17 protein-coding genes are annotated in these 17,980 nt (G+C 67.1%); 10 read left to right on the top strand and 7 right to left on the bottom strand.

Going from position 1 to position 17,980, the window contains the following annotated elements; genetic code table 11:
• Nucleotides 1-17: 17 nt before the first annotated feature.
• From lexA to JQ639_RS18880, 6 genes are all read right to left on the bottom strand, one after another.
• Entirely contained in the window at nucleotides 18-716 is a 699-nt protein-coding gene (gene lexA / locus JQ639_RS18905; RefSeq protein WP_211970519.1) for a transcriptional repressor LexA, read from the bottom strand.
• Between the two features lie 152 nt (nucleotides 717-868).
• Nucleotides 869-2,080 (bottom strand): molybdopterin molybdotransferase MoeA, encoded by a 1,212-nt coding sequence (locus JQ639_RS18900; RefSeq protein WP_211970518.1) that lies wholly within the window; start codon nucleotides 2,078-2,080, stop codon nucleotides 869-871.
• 144 nt (nucleotides 2,081-2,224) lie between these two features.
• Nucleotides 2,225-2,722, bottom strand: coding sequence for a cyclic pyranopterin monophosphate synthase MoaC (gene moaC / locus JQ639_RS18895; RefSeq protein ID WP_211970517.1), 498 nt, complete (start codon nucleotides 2,720-2,722; stop codon nucleotides 2,225-2,227).
• Between the two features lie 12 nt (nucleotides 2,723-2,734).
• Nucleotides 2,735-3,553 (bottom strand): indole-3-glycerol phosphate synthase TrpC, encoded by an 819-nt coding sequence (trpC, locus tag JQ639_RS18890; protein ID WP_211970516.1) that lies wholly within the window; start codon nucleotides 3,551-3,553, stop codon nucleotides 2,735-2,737.
• Between the two features lie 8 nt (nucleotides 3,554-3,561).
• Complete coding sequence (gene trpD, locus JQ639_RS18885) at nucleotides 3,562-4,575, bottom strand: anthranilate phosphoribosyltransferase (RefSeq protein WP_211970515.1); 1,014 nt, start codon at nucleotides 4,573-4,575, stop codon at nucleotides 3,562-3,564.
• A gap of 4 nt (nucleotides 4,576-4,579) precedes the next feature.
• Entirely contained in the window at nucleotides 4,580-6,490 is a 1,911-nt protein-coding gene (locus JQ639_RS18880; RefSeq protein ID WP_211970514.1) for a peptidylprolyl isomerase, read from the bottom strand.
• Nucleotides 6,491-6,812: 322 nt separating this feature from the next.
• Here JQ639_RS18880 and tpiA point away from each other — a divergent pair, with 322 nt between their 5' ends.
• The 5 genes from tpiA to kdsA all read left to right on the top strand — a co-directional run bounded on the left by tpiA (nucleotide 6,813) and on the right by kdsA (nucleotide 11,264).
• The gene (tpiA, locus tag JQ639_RS18875) at nucleotides 6,813-7,568 is read left to right on the top strand and encodes a triose-phosphate isomerase (protein ID WP_211970513.1); all 756 of its coding nucleotides are present in this window, start codon (nucleotides 6,813-6,815) and stop codon (nucleotides 7,566-7,568) included.
• A 159-nt stretch (nucleotides 7,569-7,727) separates the two neighbouring features.
• Entirely contained in the window at nucleotides 7,728-8,108 is a 381-nt protein-coding gene (gene secG, locus JQ639_RS18870; protein WP_211970512.1) for a preprotein translocase subunit SecG, read from the top strand.
• A gap of 164 nt (nucleotides 8,109-8,272) precedes the next feature.
• The gene (pyrG, locus tag JQ639_RS18865; RefSeq protein WP_211970511.1) at nucleotides 8,273-9,904 is read left to right on the top strand and encodes a CTP synthase; all 1,632 of its coding nucleotides are present in this window, start codon (nucleotides 8,273-8,275) and stop codon (nucleotides 9,902-9,904) included.
• A 124-nt stretch (nucleotides 9,905-10,028) separates the two neighbouring features.
• A complete protein-coding gene (locus JQ639_RS18860) occupies nucleotides 10,029-10,355 on the top strand; it encodes an NIPSNAP family protein (RefSeq protein WP_211970510.1) in 327 nt (108 codons plus the stop codon).
• Nucleotides 10,356-10,400: 45 nt separating this feature from the next.
• Nucleotides 10,401-11,264 carry a 3-deoxy-8-phosphooctulonate synthase gene (kdsA, locus tag JQ639_RS18855; RefSeq protein ID WP_211970509.1) on the top strand — a complete coding sequence of 288 codons (864 nt, stop codon included), beginning with the start codon at nucleotides 10,401-10,403 and terminating at the stop codon, nucleotides 11,262-11,264.
• 199 nt (nucleotides 11,265-11,463) lie between these two features.
• Here the strand turns inward: kdsA and queF are convergent, their stop codons facing one another.
• A complete protein-coding gene (gene queF, locus JQ639_RS18850) occupies nucleotides 11,464-11,949 on the bottom strand; it encodes a preQ(1) synthase (protein WP_211970508.1) in 486 nt (161 codons plus the stop codon).
• A 138-nt stretch (nucleotides 11,950-12,087) separates the two neighbouring features.
• Between queF and eno the strand changes: the two genes are divergently transcribed.
• The 5 genes from eno (at nucleotide 12,088) to JQ639_RS18825 (ending at nucleotide 17,965) form a co-directional block, all read left to right on the top strand.
• Nucleotides 12,088-13,389: a phosphopyruvate hydratase gene (gene eno, locus JQ639_RS18845; RefSeq protein WP_211970507.1), complete on the top strand. Its 1,302-nt coding sequence runs from the start codon at nucleotides 12,088-12,090 to the stop codon at nucleotides 13,387-13,389.
• A 143-nt stretch (nucleotides 13,390-13,532) separates the two neighbouring features.
• Nucleotides 13,533-13,847 carry a septum formation initiator family protein gene (locus JQ639_RS18840; RefSeq protein WP_211970506.1) on the top strand — a complete coding sequence of 105 codons (315 nt, stop codon included), beginning with the start codon at nucleotides 13,533-13,535 and terminating at the stop codon, nucleotides 13,845-13,847.
• Nucleotides 13,848-14,168: 321 nt separating this feature from the next.
• Complete coding sequence (pdhA, locus tag JQ639_RS18835) at nucleotides 14,169-15,191, top strand: pyruvate dehydrogenase (acetyl-transferring) E1 component subunit alpha (RefSeq protein ID WP_211970505.1); 1,023 nt, start codon at nucleotides 14,169-14,171, stop codon at nucleotides 15,189-15,191.
• A gap of 20 nt (nucleotides 15,192-15,211) precedes the next feature.
• Nucleotides 15,212-16,594, top strand: coding sequence for a pyruvate dehydrogenase complex E1 component subunit beta (locus JQ639_RS18830; protein ID WP_211970504.1), 1,383 nt, complete (start codon nucleotides 15,212-15,214; stop codon nucleotides 16,592-16,594).
• Nucleotides 16,595-16,612: 18 nt separating this feature from the next.
• A complete protein-coding gene (locus tag JQ639_RS18825; RefSeq protein WP_211970503.1) occupies nucleotides 16,613-17,965 on the top strand; it encodes a pyruvate dehydrogenase complex dihydrolipoamide acetyltransferase in 1,353 nt (450 codons plus the stop codon).
• The last annotated feature ends 15 nt before the right edge of the window (nucleotides 17,966-17,980 follow it).

Below are 17,980 nucleotides of genomic sequence, written 5' to 3'. Positions count from 1 at the left end.
GCCCACCGCGGGGCGTGTCAGTAGCGGCGGTAGAGGCTGATCAGCTTGCCCTGGATGCGCACGCGGTTGGGCGGCAGGATGCGCACCTCGTAGGCGGCGTTCGCCGGCTCCAGCGCGATCGACGCGCCGCGGCGGCGGAAACGCTTCAGCGTCGCTTCTTCCTCGTCGATCAGGGCGACGACGATGTCGCCGGTGTCGGCGTTCTCGGTGCGCTGGATCAGCGCCATGTCGCCGTCGAGAATGCCGGCCTCGACCATCGAGTCGCCGCGTACCTCGAGGGCATAATGCTCACCGGAGCCCAGCATTTCCGGCGGCACGCTGATGGTGTGGCTGCGGGTCTGCAGCGCCTCGATCGGGGTGCCGGCCGCGATGCGGCCCATCACCGGGATCGCGACGGGACGGCCGCCCTCATCTTCGGAAGCGGTGCGCACGACGCGGCCGAGATTGCCCTCGATGACGCTGGGGGTGAAGCCGCGGCGCCCGCCGCCGCCGGACGCGGCCTGCTCGGGCATCTTGATGACTTCGATGGCGCGCGCCCGATTCGGCAGGCGGCGGATGAAGCCGCGCTCTTCCAGCGCTGTGATCAGGCGATGGATGCCCGACTTGGAGCGCAGGTCGAGCGCATCCTTCATCTCGTCGAACGAGGGCGGTACTCCGGCTTCCTTCAGCCGCTCATTGATGAAGCGGAGAAGTTCATACTGTTTGCGCGTGAGCATCTTAACCAATCCCCCAAATACGGTGCTGCGAACGCTGACCGTCAGACGTCTCGGGCGGTAAGGACTCGCTCGAAACAAATCATGAACGGACCCTATATGTTCGATATGTGTTCCGCAACCTCTTAATTTGACGTCAACAAAACACCGGCGGCCTAGAGGGGAAGCTTAAGGATGACGCACGCCGAGCCCGCCGGGGCGGCTTGCGCGAACGGCGGGCGCACGATCAGGGCGCCGGCGGCCGCGAGGTGGCCGAGGAGCGAACTATCCTGTTGGCGCACCGCCGTGGCCACGGGAGGGCCATCGGCGCGCAGTTCGAGGCGGGCGCGCAGGTAATCCTGGCGCTGGTCGTTGGCCGGCAGGTCGGAACCGAGCACTGCCGGTTCCAGCGGCGTGTGCAACTCGCTGCGGCCGGCGAGGGCGCGCAGCAGCGGCGCGACGAACAGGAAGCCGCAGACATAGGACGACACCGGGTTTCCGGGCAGGCCGAGCAGGCGCATGCCGCCGAGCCGGCCGTGCATCATCGGCTTGCCGGGGCGCAGCGCGATCTTCCAGAACGCGATGTCGACGCCTTCGGCGTCGAGCGCGCGCTTGACCACGTCATGGTCGCCGACCGAGGCGCCGCCGGTGGTGACGAGCACGTCGGCGCCGCTGTCACGGGCCTGCCGGATCGCCGCGCGGGTCGCCTCCATCGTGTCGCCGACGACGCCGAGGTCGAGGACGTCGGCGCCTTCGGCGCGGACCAGGGCGCGCAGCGCATAACCGTTGGAGTAGACGATCTGGCCGGGGCCGGGCTGGCCGCCGGGCATCACCAGTTCGTCGCCGGTCGCCACCAGCGCGACCTTCGGCCGGCGGCGCACCGGCAGCGCGGTGTGGTTCATGGAAGCCGCCAGCGACAGGGCGCGGTCGGTGAGGCGGGTCCCGGCGCGCAGCAGCACGTCGCCTTCGCGAAAGTCGACGCCCGCCGGGCGGATGTGGCGGCCGGCCACCGCAGCCTCCTGGACGGTGACGGTGTCGCCGTCGCGTGCGGTGTCTTCCTGGATGACGATGGCGTCGGCCCCATCGGGCACCACGCCGCCGGTGAAGATGCGCAGCGCCTCGCCCGGACCCAACCGACCTGCGAACGGCCGTCCGGCGGCGATCTCGCCCGTCACGGTCAGGCGCGCCGGCACGCTCGCGGCATCGGCCGCGCGCACGGCGTAGCCGTCCATGGCCGACATCGCAGCCGGCGGCTGGGTGCGCAGCGCGACGACATCGCGCGCCAGCACGCGGTGATAGGCGTCGTCGAGCGTGACGGTTTCCTCGGGCAGCGGCTCGACACCGGACACCACCGCCGCGAGCGCGTCCGCAACCGGCATCAGCGCCATCGTTCCATCTCCCTCGTGGGTGAGGCGACCACTGCCGCCGATCTGATCGGGCTGCGGGCGCGCCAGTTTCGGGTCCGGCGCGGATCAGGTCCGGCTGAACGGATCGTGGCCGAACTCGTCGTGACCAAACTAGTCGTGACCAAACTAGTCGTGGCCAGATTTGTAATGCCCGGACTTGCCGCCCTGCTTTTCGATCAAGCGGATGGCGTCGATCCGCGCGCCCCGCTCGACCGCCTTGATCATGTCATAGATCGTCAGGCAGGCAACCGAAACCGCGGTCAGCGCCTCCATCTCGACGCCGGTCGGGCCGGTGACCTTCACCGTCGCGGTGACGCGGCAGCCGGGCAGCGCGGCGTCGGGTTCGATGTCCACCGTCACCTTGGACAGCGCCAGCGGATGGCACAGCGGAATCAACTCCGATGTGCGCTTGGCGGCCATGATGCCAGCGATGCGGGCGGTGCCGAGCACGTCGCCTTTCTTCGCCTGGCCGGACATCACCAGATCGAGCGTCGCCTCCGACATCACGACGCAGCCCTCGGCAACCGCGAGACGCTCGGTCGCCGGCTTGTCCGAGACGTCGACCATGCGCGCCTCGCCCCTGGCGTCGATGTGGGTGAGGGTGGATTTGGGCGGCGTCGCCATCGGTGCGGACCGTCAGTGCGCGGCGGCGTGCGCCGCGCCGTCGCGCGCGAGCAGGGTGCGCGTCGCCGCGGTGACGTCGTCCTGGCGCATCAGGCTCTCGCCGACCAGGAAGGCCTCCATGCCGACACGGGCGAGACGCGACAGGTCCGCGGGCGTGAAGATGCCGCTCTCGCCGACGGCGATGCGGTTGCCGGGAATCAGCGGGGCGAGCGTCTCGCTGGTCGCGAGCGTCGTCTCGAAGGTGCGCAGGTTGCGGTTGTTGACGCCGAGCAAGGGGGAGCGCAGCTTCAGCGCGCGATCGAGTTCGGCACGGTCGTGGACTTCGAGCAGCACGTCCATGCCGAGCGCGAGCGCCGTGTCCTCGATGTCGCGCGCGGCCGCGTCGTCGAGCGCCGCGAGAATGATCAGGATGCAATCGGCGCCATGGGCGCGGGCCTCGACCACCTGGTAGGTGTCGAACATGAAGTCCTTGCGCAGCACCGGCAGCTGTGTCGCGGCGCGTGCCGCCACCATGAAGTCGAGATGGCCCTGGAACGAGGGCGTGTCGGTCAGCACCGACAGGCAGGCGGCGCCGCCGGCCTCGTAGGCACGGGCGAGCGCCGGCGGATCGAAGTCGGGGCGGATCAGGCCCTTGGAGGGCGAAGCCTTCTTGACCTCGGCGATCAGGGCATAGTCGCCGCGCGCGAGCTTGCGGCGGATCGCGTCAGCGAAGCCGCGTGGCGCAGGCGCGGCCCTGGCCGCGGCCTCGATCTCGGCGAGCGGCCGGGCGCGCCTGGCGGCGGCGATCTCTTCGCGCTTGTAGGTCTCGATCTTGGTCAGGATGTCGGACATCGGCGGCGTCACGCGTTGGAAACGGCGATGAGATGCTCGAGCTTGCGCAGCGCCGCACCGCTGTCGAGCGACTGCTTGCCCAGCACGACGCCGTCGGCCAGCGTCGGGGCGCGTCCGGCCACCACCAGTGTCGCCGCGGCATTGAGCAGCGCGACATCGCGGTAGGCGCCGGGCTTGCCGTCGAGCACCGCCTGCAGCGCCTCGGCATTGGCCTCGGCCTGGCCGCCCTTCAGCGCGGCGGGATCGACACGGGTGAGGCCGACCTCCTCAGGCGTGATCTCGAAGGTGCGGATCTCGCCGTTCTCGAGCGCGGCGACGAAGGTCGGACCGGTGAGGGTGATTTCGTCGAGGCCGTCGGAGCCGTGCACCACCCAGGCCGCTTCCGAGCCGAGGTTCTTGAGCACCTGCGCCAGCGGCTGCACCCAATGGCGCGAGAACACGCCGACCAGCTGGCGCTTGACGCCGGCAGGGTTCGACAGCGGTCCCAGCAGGTTGAAGATGGTGCGCGTGGCGAGTTCGGTGCGCGTCGGGTTGACGTTCTTGGTCGCCGGATGATGGGTCGGCGCGAACATGAAGCCGATGCCGGCTTCAGCGATACAGCGGCCGACATCGTCGGGCGTCAGGTCGATGCGCACGCCGAGCGCGGCAAGGCAATCGGCCGCGCCGGACTTCGACGACAGCGCTCGGTTGCCGTGCTTGGCGACGGGCGTGCCCGTGCCGGCGACGATGAACGAGGCGCAGGTCGAGACGTTGACCGAGCCCGAGCCGTCTCCGCCGGTGCCGACGACGTCGACGGCATTCGGCGGAGCCTTGACGCGCAGCATCTTGGCGCGCATCGCGGAGACCGCGCCGGTGATCTCGTCGACGGTCTCGCCGCGAACCCGCAGCGCCATCAGGAGGCCGCCCATCTGTGAGGGCGTCGCCTCGCCGGACATCATCCGGTCGAAGGCGACGGCCGCTTCCTGCTGCGACAGCGTGGCGCCGGTCGCCACCTTGCCGATGATCGCTTTGAAATCATCCATGGGATCAATTGTTGCTGCTGGCTGCGCCGGTCGCCACAGCGAACGCGGTCGGATTGATGGTGACGCCGAGGTCGGTCTTGAGCTTGGTGATGTACTGGCCGATCTGTTCGTCGCCGAGCGTCTGGCGCAGGCCGTCCTTCATCTTCTTCGCGTCGTCCGCCGTGGCATCGAGGGTCGGCACCTCGATCCTGGTCACGCGATAGACGATGATCTCGGTCGACGACGCGCCCGGCGCCTGGCCGTAGCCGTCCTTGGCGGTGCGGAACGCGGCCTCCGTCAGCGCCGCGGACACGCTGTCGCTGCGGCTGTCGCGCTTCAGCGGGGCGGAGGTTTCGACCTTGACGCCGGCGGCGGTCGCCTCGGCGGCGAGAGTGGCGCCGCCGTCCAGCTTGGCGACCATGTCCTTGGCCTTGTCGCGCAGGCGGTTCGCGATCTGGTCGTCCTTCCAGCGGGTCTCGACCTCTGCCTTGACCTCGTCAAGAGTCCGTTCGCGCGACGGCGTGACGTCGAGCACCTCGTACCAGAGGTAGCCGCCATTGTATTGCTGCGGGTCGGTTTCAACGTTGACGTTGCTGTTGAAGGCCGCGCTGACGAGATCGAAGCCCTGCGGCAGGCCCTGAACCTGATTGCCGGCAGGGTCGCGTCCGGAGCGGTCGACCGCGGCGATGGTGGTCGCCTTGAGGCCGGCTTTCTGAGCGGCGTCGACGACCGTGGCGCCACCGCCACGCTCGTCCTCCATCTTGTTGTAGAGGCTGCTGATCGAGGCCTTGGCCTGCTCGACGGCGAGGTCGCGCTTGAGCTTGGGGGCCACCAGTTCGTAAGTCGGCGTGGTGCCCGGCTCGATCTTGCCGACCTTGACCAGGGCGACGCCGAAGCGGCCCTGCACCGGCTGGCTGATCTCGTCGGCCTTGAGCGCGAACGCTGAGTCGGCGATGGCGCTGTCGATGATCGCGGACTTCGACACCAGACCGAGGTCGACGTCGGCCGCGCTGAGCTTGCGCTCCCTGGCGAGGTCGTCGAACGACAGGCCGCCGGCCATGCGCTCGCGCGCCGCCTTCGCCTCGTCGGCGGTCGGGAACACGATCTGCGACACCTGGCGCTTCTCCGGCGTCGACAGGCTGTCGAGGCGCTCGTTGTAGGCCTTCCTGGCATCCTCGTCGGACACCACCGTCCACTTGGCGAGTTCGTCCGGGGTGGCGAAGACCACGGCGATCTTGCGATACTCCGGCGCGCGGAATGCGGCCTTGTGTTCGTCGAAGTAGCTCGCCAGCGCCTCGGGCGAGGGCGCTTCGACGGCGCCGGCCTGCGGCGCGGCGAGGCGCACGAAGTCCACCGTGCGCTGCTCGTTCTGATAGCGGTTCACGATGTCGAGCTGGGTCTTGGCCGGCTCGAGGTCGGCGCTGAAGGTCCCGGCGATCTGCCGGCGCAGCGACACCTTGCGCTGCTCGGCGATATAGCGCTGCTCGGTGTAGCCGAACTGGCGAATGATCTGGGCGAAACGGCCGGGATCGAAGCTGCCGGTCGCGCCTTTGAAATTCGGGTCGTTCTGGATGCTGCGCAGCACCTCGGCGTCGGACTGGCCAAGACCCATGCGGCGGGCGCCCTCGTCGAGGGCGGCCTCGGCGATGGTCTGCTCCAGCAACTGGCGGTCGAGGCCGAAGGCGCGGGCCTGCTCCGAGGTCAGCGGGCGGCCGAACTGGCGGCCGATCTGCTGCAGCTTGTCGGTATAGAGCTGGCGGAACTGCTCGGTCGAGATCTCGACGCTGCCGATCTGGGCAAGTTTCGACTGGCCGAAGCCGCGGAAGATGTCGGCGATGCCCCAGACACCAAAGCTGATGATCAGCACACCCATGACCGTGGCCATAATGGTCTTGCCGAGCCAATTGGATGAGGCTTTTCGCATTCCTCGAAGCATCGCAACCGTCTTGTCTGGAGAACAGGGAACCGGGCGCGCCTTATACGCGCCACCGTGTTGTTTTGCATCATAAAGACGGCCTTTACCCCCCGCAACCTCATGCCGCCGATCCGAAGCGGCCCTGTGTCGCGCCCGGCGGGGCGTCCCCCGCCATGGCGGATTGAAATGCGGCACGGAAATCATGGCTTTGGTCGTGCCTTACGACCCCAGGGCGGCGGCCGCGGTCCGCCGGCGGCGCGAGGTTCGTGGACGACGGCCGGGCCGCTCTGGCGCGGTGGGGGTGTGTCTGCTAGCTGACAACCGCAACAAGATGGGAGCCGCCATGACCGCCACGCTGCGTCCGCTGATCGCGGGAAACTGGAAGATGAACGGGCTGAAGGCGTCGGCCGTGGAACTGGCGGCGATCGCGCAGGGGGCCGACGACCTCGGCCGCAAGGTCGACCTGATGATCTGTCCGCCGGCGACGCTGCTGTCGCGTGCCGCGGGTGTGGTGGCCAATTCCAGGGCGGCGCTCGGTGGTCAGGACTGTCACACGGCGGCATCAGGCGCCCATACCGGCGACGTCTCGGCGGAGATGCTGGCGGATGCCGGGGCGACCGCGGTGATCGTCGGCCACTCCGAGCGCCGCACCGACCATGGCGAGAGCGATGCGGTGGTCCAGGCCAAGGCGCAGGCCGCCTGGCGAGCTGGCCTCGTCGCGATCGTCTGCGTCGGTGAGACGCGGGAGCAGCGCGACGCCGGCGAGGCGCTCGCGGTGGTCGGCGCCCAGCTCGCTGGATCGGTGCCGGACGGCGCCACCGCCGGGAACCTGATCATCGCCTATGAACCGGTCTGGGCGATCGGGACGGGGCTGACCCCGACGGTGAAGGATGTCGAGGAAGTTCATGGCTTTATCCGTAAAAAGCTCAACGAACGCCTGAGTAAGGAAGGGGCTGGTGTCCGCATCCTCTATGGCGGCTCGGTCAAGCCCTCGAACGCGGCCGAGCTGATGGCGGTCGCGAACGTCAATGGCGCGCTGGTCGGGGGCGCGAGCCTCAAGGCTGCCGATTTCCTTGCGATCGCAAAAGCCTGTCCCTAGATGAGGGGCGGCGGAAAACCGCTGGCCACCGCCCGCGTTTCGCGCGTGAGGGGTGGCCATCCCGGCTTCCATCGTGTAGACACCGCGCAACCTCAACTCCCGCAAGCGCTTCTGATCGCCGACGTCACGGCGGAGAATCGTGTGTGACGGAAGGATCAGATGCAGACCGTCATTATCGTCATTCATCTCATGATCGTGGCTGCCCTGATCGGGGCGGTGCTGCTGCAGCGCTCGGAAGGCGGCGGGCTCGGGATCGGCAGCGGCGGCGGTTTCATGACCAGCCGGGGCACGGCGAATCTTCTGACCCGGACCACGGCGATCCTGGCGGCCGGGTTTTTCCTGACCAGCCTGTTCCTGTCGTGGCTCGCGAGCTACGAGCGCAAGCCGGCCTCGATCCTCAATCCCGGCCCGGCGCCGATTTCGGCGCCCGGATCGGCGACGCCGGTGGCGCCGTCGACGAGCGGCGGCATTCTCGATCAGCTCCAGAAGCAGGAGCCTGCGCAGGCCCCGTCGGCACCGCAACCGCCGCGCTCGCAATAACGCATTGCAGCCATCGGCTGTCCTGGTTCCGGGCGATCTGAAAAGGTCGCCCGAACTACTTGAAATGACTTCGTTTTCGAAGTCACCCACAGCTTAGAATTCTGGTCACGGCAAAGCGCGATTCGTTTTGCGAATCGCGCGCGGAGCGTTAAAGGTAAGGTCCCATGGCGCGGTACATCTTCATCACCGGCGGCGTGGTTTCCTCGCTCGGAAAAGGCCTGGCATCGGCGGCGCTCGGCGCCCTGCTGCAGGCGCGAGGCTACAAGGTCCGCCTTCGCAAGCTCGACCCCTATCTCAACCTTGATCCCGGAACGATGTCGCCGTATCAGCACGGCGAAGTGTTCGTGACCGACGACGGCGCGGAGACCGATCTCGACCTCGGTCACTATGAGCGCTTCACGGGCCGTCCGGCGAGCAAGCAGGACAACATCACCACCGGCCGCATCTACCAGGACATCCTGACCAAGGAGCGCCGCGGCGACTATCTCGGCGCCACCATCCAGGTGGTGCCGCATGTCACCAACGCCATCAAGGATTTCATCCGCAGCGGCAACGACGACTACGACTTCGTGCTGTGCGAGATCGGCGGCACGGTCGGCGACATCGAGGGATTGCCGTTCTTCGAGGCGATCCGCCAGATCAAGAACGACCTGCCGCGCGATCAGGCGATCTACATCCACCTGACGCTGTTGCCCTACATCCCGAGCGCCGGCGAGCTGAAGACCAAGCCGACTCAGCACTCGGTCAAGGAGCTGCGTTCGATCGGCATCCAGCCGGACATCCTGCTGTGCCGGACCGACCGCGAGATTCCGAAGGAAGAGCGCCGCAAGCTCGGCCTGTTCTGCAACGTGCGCGAGAGCGCCGTGATCGAGGCCCGCGACGTCGACAACATCTATGCGGTGCCCGAGGCCTACCACGCCGCCGGCCTCGACGACGAGGTGCTCGCCGCCTTCCACATGACGCCGAAGAGCGCGCCGGTGCTCGACAGCTGGCACGAGATCAACGGGCGTGTCCGCAATCCCGAAGGCCAGGTGACGATCGCCATCGTCGGCAAGTACACCGGCATGAAGGACGCCTACAAATCCCTGATCGAGGCGCTGGCCCACGGCGGAATCGCCAACAAGGTCAAGGTCAATCTCGACTGGATCGAGAGCGAGGTGTTCGAGAACGAGGATCCGGCGCCGTTCCTCGAACACGTCAATGGCATCCTGGTGCCCGGCGGCTTCGGCCAGCGCGGCGCCGAGGGCAAGATCCGCGCGGCGCAGTTCGCGCGCGAGCGCCATGTGCCGTATTTCGGCATCTGCTTCGGCATGCAGATGGCGGTGATCGAGGCGGCCCGCAATCTCGGCGGCATCGAGGCGGCGAACTCCACCGAGTTCGGTCCGACCTCCGAGCCGGTGGTCGGCCTGATGACCGAATGGCTGCGCGGTAACGAGCTCGAGAAGCGCCACACGGCTGGCGATCTCGGCGGAACCATGCGGCTCGGCGCCTATCCGGCGTCGCTGGTGCGCGGCAGCCGGGTGTCGGGGATCTATGACAATGCGCTGGAGATTTCCGAGCGCCATCGCCACCGCTACGAGGTCAACACCGCCTACAAGGATCGCCTCGAGCAGCACGGTCTGCGGTTCTCGGGCCTGTCGCCCGACGGCCTGCTGCCGGAGATCGTCGAGTATGAGGACCATCCCTGGTTCATCGGCGTTCAGTTCCACCCCGAGCTGAAGTCGCGGCCGTTCGAGCCGCATCCGCTGTTCGCCTCGTTCATCCAGGCGGCGGTGGTGCAGAGCCGCCTGGTCTGACGGCTGCCCCGCTGCGGCCGGCTTTGACGGTTCCGCGGATTGCTGCGACAACAGCGCGCCTGCGCCGGATGGTCCGGCGCCGCATGCATGGTCCTCCAACCATCAGAACAAGGGGAAAAGCCCGATGATCTACGAAATGCGTACCTATCACTGCGTGCCCGGTCGTCTGCCGGCGCTGCTCAAGCGTTTCGAGACCATCACGCTGAAGCTGTTCGAGAAGCACGGCATTCGCCAGGCTGGTTTCTTCACCACGCTGATTGGCGAATCCAACCAGACGCTGACCTATCTGCTCGCCTGGGACTCGCTTGCCGATCGCGAGAAGCGCTGGAATGCGTTTGTCGCCGATCCGGAGTGGACGACCGCCCGCGCCGAAACCGAGAAGGACGGCCAGATCGTCGATCGCATCGCCAACCAGTTCCTGGCGCCGACCGCGTTCTCGGCGGTGAAGTAAGCGCCGCCCGCGCAACGTGAGCCCGTACCCCCGAAAGGATCGCCCGTGACCGCCAACGTTTCCGCAGCTCCGGACGTCGCCGTCGGGGCGGTCCGTTTCGGCAACGCCCTGCCTCTGTCGATCATCGCCGGCCCGTGTCAGCTGGAAAGCCGCGCGCATGCGCTCGAGGTCGCGTCGGCGCTCAAGGAGATCGCGGTGCGGCTTGGCGTCGGCCTCGTCTACAAGACCTCGTTCGACAAGGCCAACCGTACCAGCGTGTCCGGTGCCCGTGGCATCGGCCTCGACCAGGCGCTGCCAGTGTTCGCCGAGATCCGCTCCTCGCTCGGCCTGCCGGTACTGACCGACGTGCATGAGATCGAGCAGTGCGCCCGCGTCGCGCAGGCCGTGGACGTGCTGCAGATCCCGGCGTTTCTGTGCCGCCAGACCGACCTGCTGCTGGCCGCCGCGGCCACCGGCAAGGTGGTGAACGTCAAGAAGGGCCAGTTCCTGGCGCCATGGGACATGAGCAATGTCGTGGCCAAGCTGACCAGCGGCGGCAACCGCAACGTCATGGTCACCGAGCGCGGCGCGTCCTTCGGCTACAACACGCTGGTGTCCGACATGCGGGCGCTGCCGATCCTCGCCCGCACCACCGGCGCCCCGGTGATCTTCGACGCCACCCATTCGGTGCAGCAGCCCGGCGGGAAGGGTGGATCCTCGGGCGGCGAGCGCGAGTTCGTGCCAGTGCTGGCGCGGGCCGCCGTCGCGGTCGGCGTTGCCGGCGTGTTCATCGAGACCCACCCCGATCCCGACCATGCCCCCTCCGACGGCCCCAACATGGTGCCGCTGAAAGAGTTCGAAGGGCTGGTCAGGACGCTGATGGCGTTCGACCAGCTTGCCAAGTCGGACACCCGGACGGGCGCGATCTAAGAGACTGATGTCAGGCCATGTTTAAATAACAGCCTGTTCCAACTTTCTCTGCCATGGCCGGGCTCGTCCCGGCCATCCCGCTCAGGGATGTAGTGCCTCCCTTGCCGGGGTCGCCGGGACAAGCCCGGCGACGACAAAAATTTGGGTCGGCGTTGGCGTTTTCAATCAGACTTCAAGGCCCGCTTGGAGCGGCCGCGGGTCAGCCGCGGCCGCGATAGGGCGTGACGCCCTGGTCCGGCAGCCACAGCCCCTTGGGCAGCTTGCCGGTCTGCCAGAACACGTCGATCGGAATGCCGCCGCGCGGGTACCAGTAGCCCCCGATCCGCAGGAACTTGGGCTTGATCTCCTTCACCAGCCGCTTGCCGATCGCCACCGTGCAGTCCTCGTGGAAGGCGCCGTGGTTGCGGAAGCTGAGCAGGTACAGCTTCAGCGATTTGGATTCGACCAGAAACGGGCCAGGCGCCATGTCGATGACGATATGCGCGAAGTCGGGCTGTCCGGTGACCGGGCAGATCGATGTGAATTCGGGCGTGGTGAAGCGCACCAGGTAGTCGGTGTCGGCCTGGGGATTGGGAATGCGGTCGAGCCTGGCCTCGTCCGGGGAGTTGGGCAGGTGGGTTTCCCGGCCGAGCTGCAGGGGCGCAGAGGCGGGCGCGGGGGCGGCTGAACGTGGCTTGCGTGGCATCATATGGTCTCCGTAAAGCCCTGATACCTAATCCAAACGCCCGGGTCACGCGGGACCGTGGCCGGCGGCCTTTTCCGCCCGCGGCGCTTCCTGTAGAAGCACCTGCGTTTTCCGACCTGCAGCTCCAAAGGGATCTCCATGACCGCCATTATTGACATCATCGGCCGCGAAATTCTCGACAGCCGCGGCAATCCGACCGTCGAAGTCGACGTGGTGCTGGAGGATGGCTCGCTCGGGCGGGCTGCGGTGCCGTCGGGCGCCTCGACCGGCGCCCACGAGGCGGTGGAACTGCGCGACGGCGACAAGGCCCGCTATCTCGGCAAGGGCGTGCAGAAGGCGGTCGCGGCGGTCAACGGCGAGATCCTCGAGGCCATCGGCGGCATGGACGCCGAGGAGCAGGTGCTGATCGACGAGACCCTGATCGCCCTCGACGGCACACCCAACAAGAGCCGGCTCGGCGCCAACGCCATCCTCGGCGTGTCGCTGGCGGTCGCCAAGGCCGCGGCGGAAGCCAGCGCCCTGCCGCTCTACCGCTATGTCGGCGGCACCTCGGCGCGCACCCTGCCGGTGCCGATGATGAACATCATCAATGGCGGCGTCCACGCCGACAATCCTATCGACTTCCAGGAATTCATGATCATGCCCGTCGGCGCCAAGAGCTTCGCCGAGGCCCTGCGCTGCGGCGCCGAGATCTTCCACACGCTCAAGGGCGAGCTGAAGAAAGCCGGCCACAACACCAATGTCGGTGACGAAGGCGGCTTCGCGCCGAACCTGCCGTCGGCAGACGCAGCCCTCGAGTTCGTGATGAGTGCGATCGGCAAGGCCGGCTACAAGGCCGGCGAGGACGTCATGCTGGCGCTCGACTGCGCCTCGACCGAGTTCTTCAAGGACGGCAAATACGTCTATGGCGGCGAGGGCAAGACCCGCACGCGGTCCGAGCAGGCGCAGTATCTCGCCGATCTCGTCGCGCGCTATCCGATCGTGTCGATCGAGGACGGCATGTCCGAGGACGACATGGACGGCTGGAAGGAGCTCACCGACATCGTCGGCAGCAAGTGCCAGCTGGTCGGCGACGACCTGTTCGTCACCAACGTCACGCGTCTTGCCGACGGCATCAAGCATGGCCGCGCCAACTCGATCCTGGTCAAGGTCAACCAGATTGGTACGCTGACCGAGACGCTGGCGGCGATCGAGATGGCCTACAAGGCCGCCTACACCGCGGTGATGTCGCACCGCTCCGGCGAGACCGAGGATTCCACCATCGCCGACCTCGCCGTCGCCACCGGCTGCGGCCAGATCAAGACCGGCTCTCTGGCGCGCTCCGACCGCACTGCCAAGTACAACCAGTTGCTGCGCATCGAGCAGGAGCTGGGAACCCAGGCGCGCTACGGTGGCCTCGCCGCGATCAAGGGCGCGGCGGCCCGCTTCGGCAAGAACTGAACATGAACTGAAGCAGAATCTGCCGGGCAAGCCCGGCGGCCGGATGATGCAGATGACGGTGGTCGTGCGATCCGCACGGCCGCCGTTTTGCTTTTCACGGGGCTCTTCAGAGAACGTTAACTGCGTCGCGGCATCGTACCGCCATGGTTTCCCGCAGCCGCCTCAAAGCGATCATGACCGGGCTCGCCCTCTATGCGATGGCGGCGGCGATGATCGCATATTTCGGCATCAACGCCTACACAGGCCGTTACGGCCTGACCGCGCGCGTCGAGCTCGACCAGGAAATCGTCGCGCTCACCAACGAGCTCGCGCGCCTGAAGAAGGAGCGGGCGGACGCCGAGCATCGCGTCTCGCTGCTGCGCTCCGATCGCCTCGATCCCGACATGCTGGACGAGCGCGCGCGCTATCAGCTCGACTTCGCCAATCCGCGCGATGTCGTGCGCATGGTCGCGCACTGATACGCCAGCGTCCCGGCGAGACTCGCCTGTCGCGCATGACAGCTCTGACCTGCGACAGGAATTTTCCGATCGCGTGAGATTCTGTTTCATATGCGCGCGAACGATCGCGCGTGCCCGGCAGACTGCGTCGCCTCACCGCAGTGTCGTGCGTTAAATTTCAAAATGCGATCGAATTGCTTGCACAAATTTCGTGCGCGCCGCTGTGATCGTCGCTGCAGTGCGAGATGAGTTGTTCGCGTGGCGGCATACACGGCTTTCACGTCCGTTGGAGTTAAGGTAGACAGAACCACCCACAGTCTTCTTCTCTCATCCGGATTGATCATGGCCGCTGCCAAGAAAAGCGTCGCTCAGGAGGCGGGGAATGGCGCCCGCCCCATCGCAAATCTCAAGTTCACCAAGGAGCAGGAACTCAGCGCGCTGCGCGAGATGTTGCTGATCCGGCGCTTCGAAGAGAAGGCGGGTCAGCTCTACGGCATGGGCGCCATCGGTGGTTTCTGCCATCTCTACATCGGCCAGGAAGCGGTCGTCGTCGGCGTGCAGATGGCGCTGAAGGAAGGCGACCAGATCATCACGGGATATCGTGATCACGGCCACATGCTGGCTTGCGGCATGGACGCCAACGGCGTCATGGCGGAGTTGACCGGCCGGCGCGGCGGCTACTCCAAGGGCAAGGGCGGCTCCATGCACATGTTCAGCAAGGAGAAGAATTTCTACGGCGGTCATGGCATCGTCGGCGCCCAGGTGTCGCTCGGCACCGGTCTCGCCTTCGCCAATCGTTACCGTGGCAACGATAATGTCGCGGTCGCCTATTTCGGCGACGGCGCGGCCAACCAGGGCCAGGTCTACGAGAGCTTCAACATGGCGGAGCTCTGGAAGCTGCCGGTGATCTACGTCATCGAGAACAACCGCTACGCCATGGGCACCTCGGTGTCGCGCTCCTCCGCGCAGCAGGACTTCTCCAAGCGCGGCGTGTCGTTCAACATTCCCGGCGAGCAGGTCGACGGCATGGACGTGCGCGCGGTCAAGGCCGCGGCCGACGCCGCGGTGCAGTGGTGCCGCGAGGGCAAGGGCCCGTACATTCTCGAGATGCAGACCTACCGCTACCGCGGTCACTCGATGTCGGATCCCGCGAAGTACCGTACGCGTGAAGAGGTCGAGAAGGTCCGTCACGACCAGGACCCGATCGAGCAGGTGCGCAGCCGTCTGCTCGAGCTGAAGGTCAGCGAGCAGGAGCTGAAGGCGATCGACGCCGAGGTGCGCGAGATCGTCAACGCCTCCGCCGACTTCGCGCAGTCCGATCCGGAGCCGGATGCGTCCGAGCTCTACACCGACGTCTATCGCTGATCAGCCCGCACGAGAGCACCATGCCGATTCAAGTTCTGATGCCTGCACTCTCGCCGACGATGGAGAAGGGCAACCTCTCCAAGTGGCTGAAGAAGGAAGGCGAGACCATCAAGTCCGGCGACGTCATCGCCGAGATCGAGACCGACAAGGCGACCATGGAGGTCGAGGCGACCGACGAAGGGACCCTCGGCAAGATCCTGGTGCCCGAAGGCACCGCCGATGTCGCCGTGAATACGCCGATCGCCACCATCCTCGGTGACGGCGAGAGCGCCGACGATCTCGCCAAAGCTCCGGCGGCTGCGCCGCCGGCCAAGGCCGAGGCTCCCGCCGCCGGCAAGCCGGCGCCTGCGCCGGCCACCCACGCACCGGCGGCGCCGGCCGCGGTGGTCGCCTCCGATCCGGACATTCCGGCGGGCACCGAGATGGTGACCATGACGGTGCGCGAAGCGCTGCGTGATGCCATGGCCGAAGAGATGCGTCGCGATGGCGATGTCTTCGTGATGGGTGAAGAGGTCGCCGAGTATCAGGGCGCCTACAAGATCACCCAGGGCCTGCTGCAGGAGTTCGGCGACCGCCGCGTGATCGATACGCCGATCACCGAGCATGGTTTTGCCGGCATCGGCGTCGGCGCTGCATTCGCCGGCCTCAAGCCGATCGTCGAGTTCATGACCTTCAACTTCGCCATGCAGGCGATGGACCAGATCATCAACTCGGCGGCCAAGACGCTGTACATGTCCGGCGGCCAGATGGGCTCCTCGATCGTGTTCCGCGGCCCCAACGGTGCCGCCGCCCGCGTCGCGGCCCAGCACAGCCAGGACTATTCGGCCTGGTTCTCGAACATTCCCGGCCTCAAGGTGATCGCGCCGTATTCCGCAGCCGACGCCAAGGGCCTGCTGAAGGCTGCGATCCGTGATCCCAATCCGGTGATCTTCCTCGAGAACGAGATCCTGTACGGCCACAGCGGCGAAGTGCCCAAGCTCGACGACTTCGTGCTCCCGATCGGCAAGGCGCGCATCGCGCGGGCCGGTCAGCATGTCACGATCATTTCGTGGTCGAATGGCATGACCTACGCCCTCAAGGCGGCCGAGCAGCTTGCCAAGGACGGCATCGAGGCCGAGGTCATCGATCTGCGCACGCTGCGTCCTCTCGACACCGAGACCCTCGTCGCATCGGTCAAGAAGACTGGCCGCGCCGTGACGGTCGAGGAAGGCTGGCAGCAGAGCGGCGTCGGCGCCGAGATCGCCGCGCGGCTGATGGAGCATGCCTTCGACTATCTCGATGCCCCGGTGGCGCGCGTGTCCGGCAAGGACGTGCCGATGCCGTACGCGGCCAATCTCGAGAAGCTGGCGCTGCCGTCGGTCGACGATGTCGTCCAGGCTGCCAAGGCCGTTTGTTACCGCTGAGAGAGCAGGGCTTATCCCATGCCGATCAATATTCTGATGCCCGCTCTTTCGCCGACCATGGAAAAGGGCAACCTCGCCAAGTGGCTCAAGAAAGAGGGCGACAAGGTGAAGTCCGGCGATGTCATCGCCGAGATCGAAACCGACAAGGCGACGATGGAAGTCGAGGCGGTGGACGAAGGGACCCTCGCCAAGATCCTGGTGCCGGAAGGCACCGCCGACGTGCCGGTGAACAACGTGATCGCCGTGCTTGCCGGCGAGGGCGAGGACGTCAAGGCGGCAGCATCCGGTGCTGCGGCCGCGCCCGCCGCCAAGGCCGAAGCCCCGAAGGCGGAGGCGAAGGTTGAAGCGCCGAAGCCGGCGGCCCCGGCCGCTGCGCCGACGCCCGCTGCTGCACCGCAGGCCGCGGCTGCGGCGGCGCAGGCGGCCGCTGCTCCGGCCACCGGCCAGCGCGTGTTCTCCTCGCCGCTGGCGCGTCGCCTCGCCAAGGAGTTCGGCATCGATCTGTCGCGGGTGCTCGGCAGCGGTCCGCATGGCCGTGTCGTCGCGCGCGATATCGACGCGGCGAAGTCCGGCCAGGGCCTCAAGCCGGCGGTTGCACCGGCTGCCGGCGTCTCCGCGCCGCCCGCGGGGCCGACCGACCAGCAGGTCCGCGCGCTGTTCGCCGAGGGCAGCTACGAGGTCATCCCGCATGACAACATGCGCAAGGTGATCGCCCAGCGCCTGACCGCAGCCAAGCGCGACATCCCGCACTATTACCTCACCACCGACTGCGATATCGGCAAGCTCGTCGCCGCGCGTGAGGAGATCAACGCAGCCGCGCCGAAGGACAAGGACGGCAAGCCGGCCTACAAGCTCTCGGTCAACGACTTCGTCATCAAGGCGCTGGCGGTGGCCCTGCAGCGCGTGCCGGATGCCAACGTCACCTTCACCGACGGCGCCATGCTGCGTCACAAGGTGTCCGACGTCAGCGTCGCGGTGTCGATCCCGAGCGGCCTGATCACGCCGGTGATCCGCAACGCGCACATCAAGCCGGTGTCGGTGATCTCCGCCGAGATGAAGGACATGGCGGCGCGCGCCCGCGCGCGCAAGCTGAAGCCGGAAGAGTACCAGGGTGGCACCACGTCGGTGTCCAACCTTGGCATGTACGGCATCAAGGACTTCACCGCCGTGATCAACCCGCCGCAGTCGACCATTCTCGCAGTCGGCGCCGGCGAGGAGCGGGCGGTGGTGCGCAACGGCAAGATCGAGATTGCGACCATCATGAGCGTCACGCTGTCGTGCGATCACCGCGCGATGGACGGCGCGCTCGGCGCGCAGCTCGTCGCGGCCTTCAAGGCGCTGATCGAAAACCCGATCATGATGGTGGTATGAGCCCGCTTCGGCGGG

The organism is Bradyrhizobium sp. U87765 SZCCT0048 (genome assembly GCF_018131225.1).
GTDB lineage: Bacteria > Pseudomonadota > Alphaproteobacteria > Rhizobiales > Xanthobacteraceae > Bradyrhizobium_A.
The sequence above is the reverse complement of the archived record's forward strand: the minus strand, read 5'-3'. Positions and strand labels throughout refer to the sequence as shown.

Bases quoted from the DNA above. Each gene is read 5' to 3' on its own strand.
- JQ639_RS18860 (WP_211970510.1), top strand. From the start codon at position 10,029: ATGATCTACGAAATGCGTACCTATCACTGCGTGCCCGGTCGTCTGCCG.
- moaC (WP_211970517.1), bottom strand. From the start codon at position 2,722: ATGGCGACGCCGCCCAAATCCACCCTCACCCACATCGACGCCAGGGGC.
- pyrG (WP_211970511.1), top strand. From the start codon at position 8,273: ATGGCGCGGTACATCTTCATCACCGGCGGCGTGGTTTCCTCGCTCGGA.
- trpD (WP_211970515.1), bottom strand. From the start codon at position 4,575: ATGGATGATTTCAAAGCGATCATCGGCAAGGTGGCGACCGGCGCCACG.
- JQ639_RS18825 (WP_211970503.1), top strand. From the start codon at position 16,613: ATGCCGATCAATATTCTGATGCCCGCTCTTTCGCCGACCATGGAAAAG.
- queF (WP_211970508.1), bottom strand. From the start codon at position 11,949: ATGCCACGCAAGCCACGTTCAGCCGCCCCCGCGCCCGCCTCTGCGCCC.
- lexA (WP_211970519.1), bottom strand. From the start codon at position 716: ATGCTCACGCGCAAACAGTATGAACTTCTCCGCTTCATCAATGAGCGG.
- JQ639_RS18830 (WP_211970504.1), top strand. From the start codon at position 15,212: ATGCCGATTCAAGTTCTGATGCCTGCACTCTCGCCGACGATGGAGAAG.
- trpC (WP_211970516.1), bottom strand. From the start codon at position 3,553: ATGTCCGACATCCTGACCAAGATCGAGACCTACAAGCGCGAAGAGATC.
- eno (WP_211970507.1), top strand. From the start codon at position 12,088: ATGACCGCCATTATTGACATCATCGGCCGCGAAATTCTCGACAGCCGC.
- JQ639_RS18840 (WP_211970506.1), top strand. From the start codon at position 13,533: ATGGTTTCCCGCAGCCGCCTCAAAGCGATCATGACCGGGCTCGCCCTC.
- tpiA (WP_211970513.1), top strand. From the start codon at position 6,813: ATGACCGCCACGCTGCGTCCGCTGATCGCGGGAAACTGGAAGATGAAC.
- JQ639_RS18880 (WP_211970514.1), bottom strand. From the start codon at position 6,490: ATGCTTCGAGGAATGCGAAAAGCCTCATCCAATTGGCTCGGCAAGACC.
- secG (WP_211970512.1), top strand. From the start codon at position 7,728: ATGCAGACCGTCATTATCGTCATTCATCTCATGATCGTGGCTGCCCTG.
- JQ639_RS18900 (WP_211970518.1), bottom strand. From the start codon at position 2,080: ATGGCGCTGATGCCGGTTGCGGACGCGCTCGCGGCGGTGGTGTCCGGT.
- pdhA (WP_211970505.1), top strand. From the start codon at position 14,169: ATGGCCGCTGCCAAGAAAAGCGTCGCTCAGGAGGCGGGGAATGGCGCC.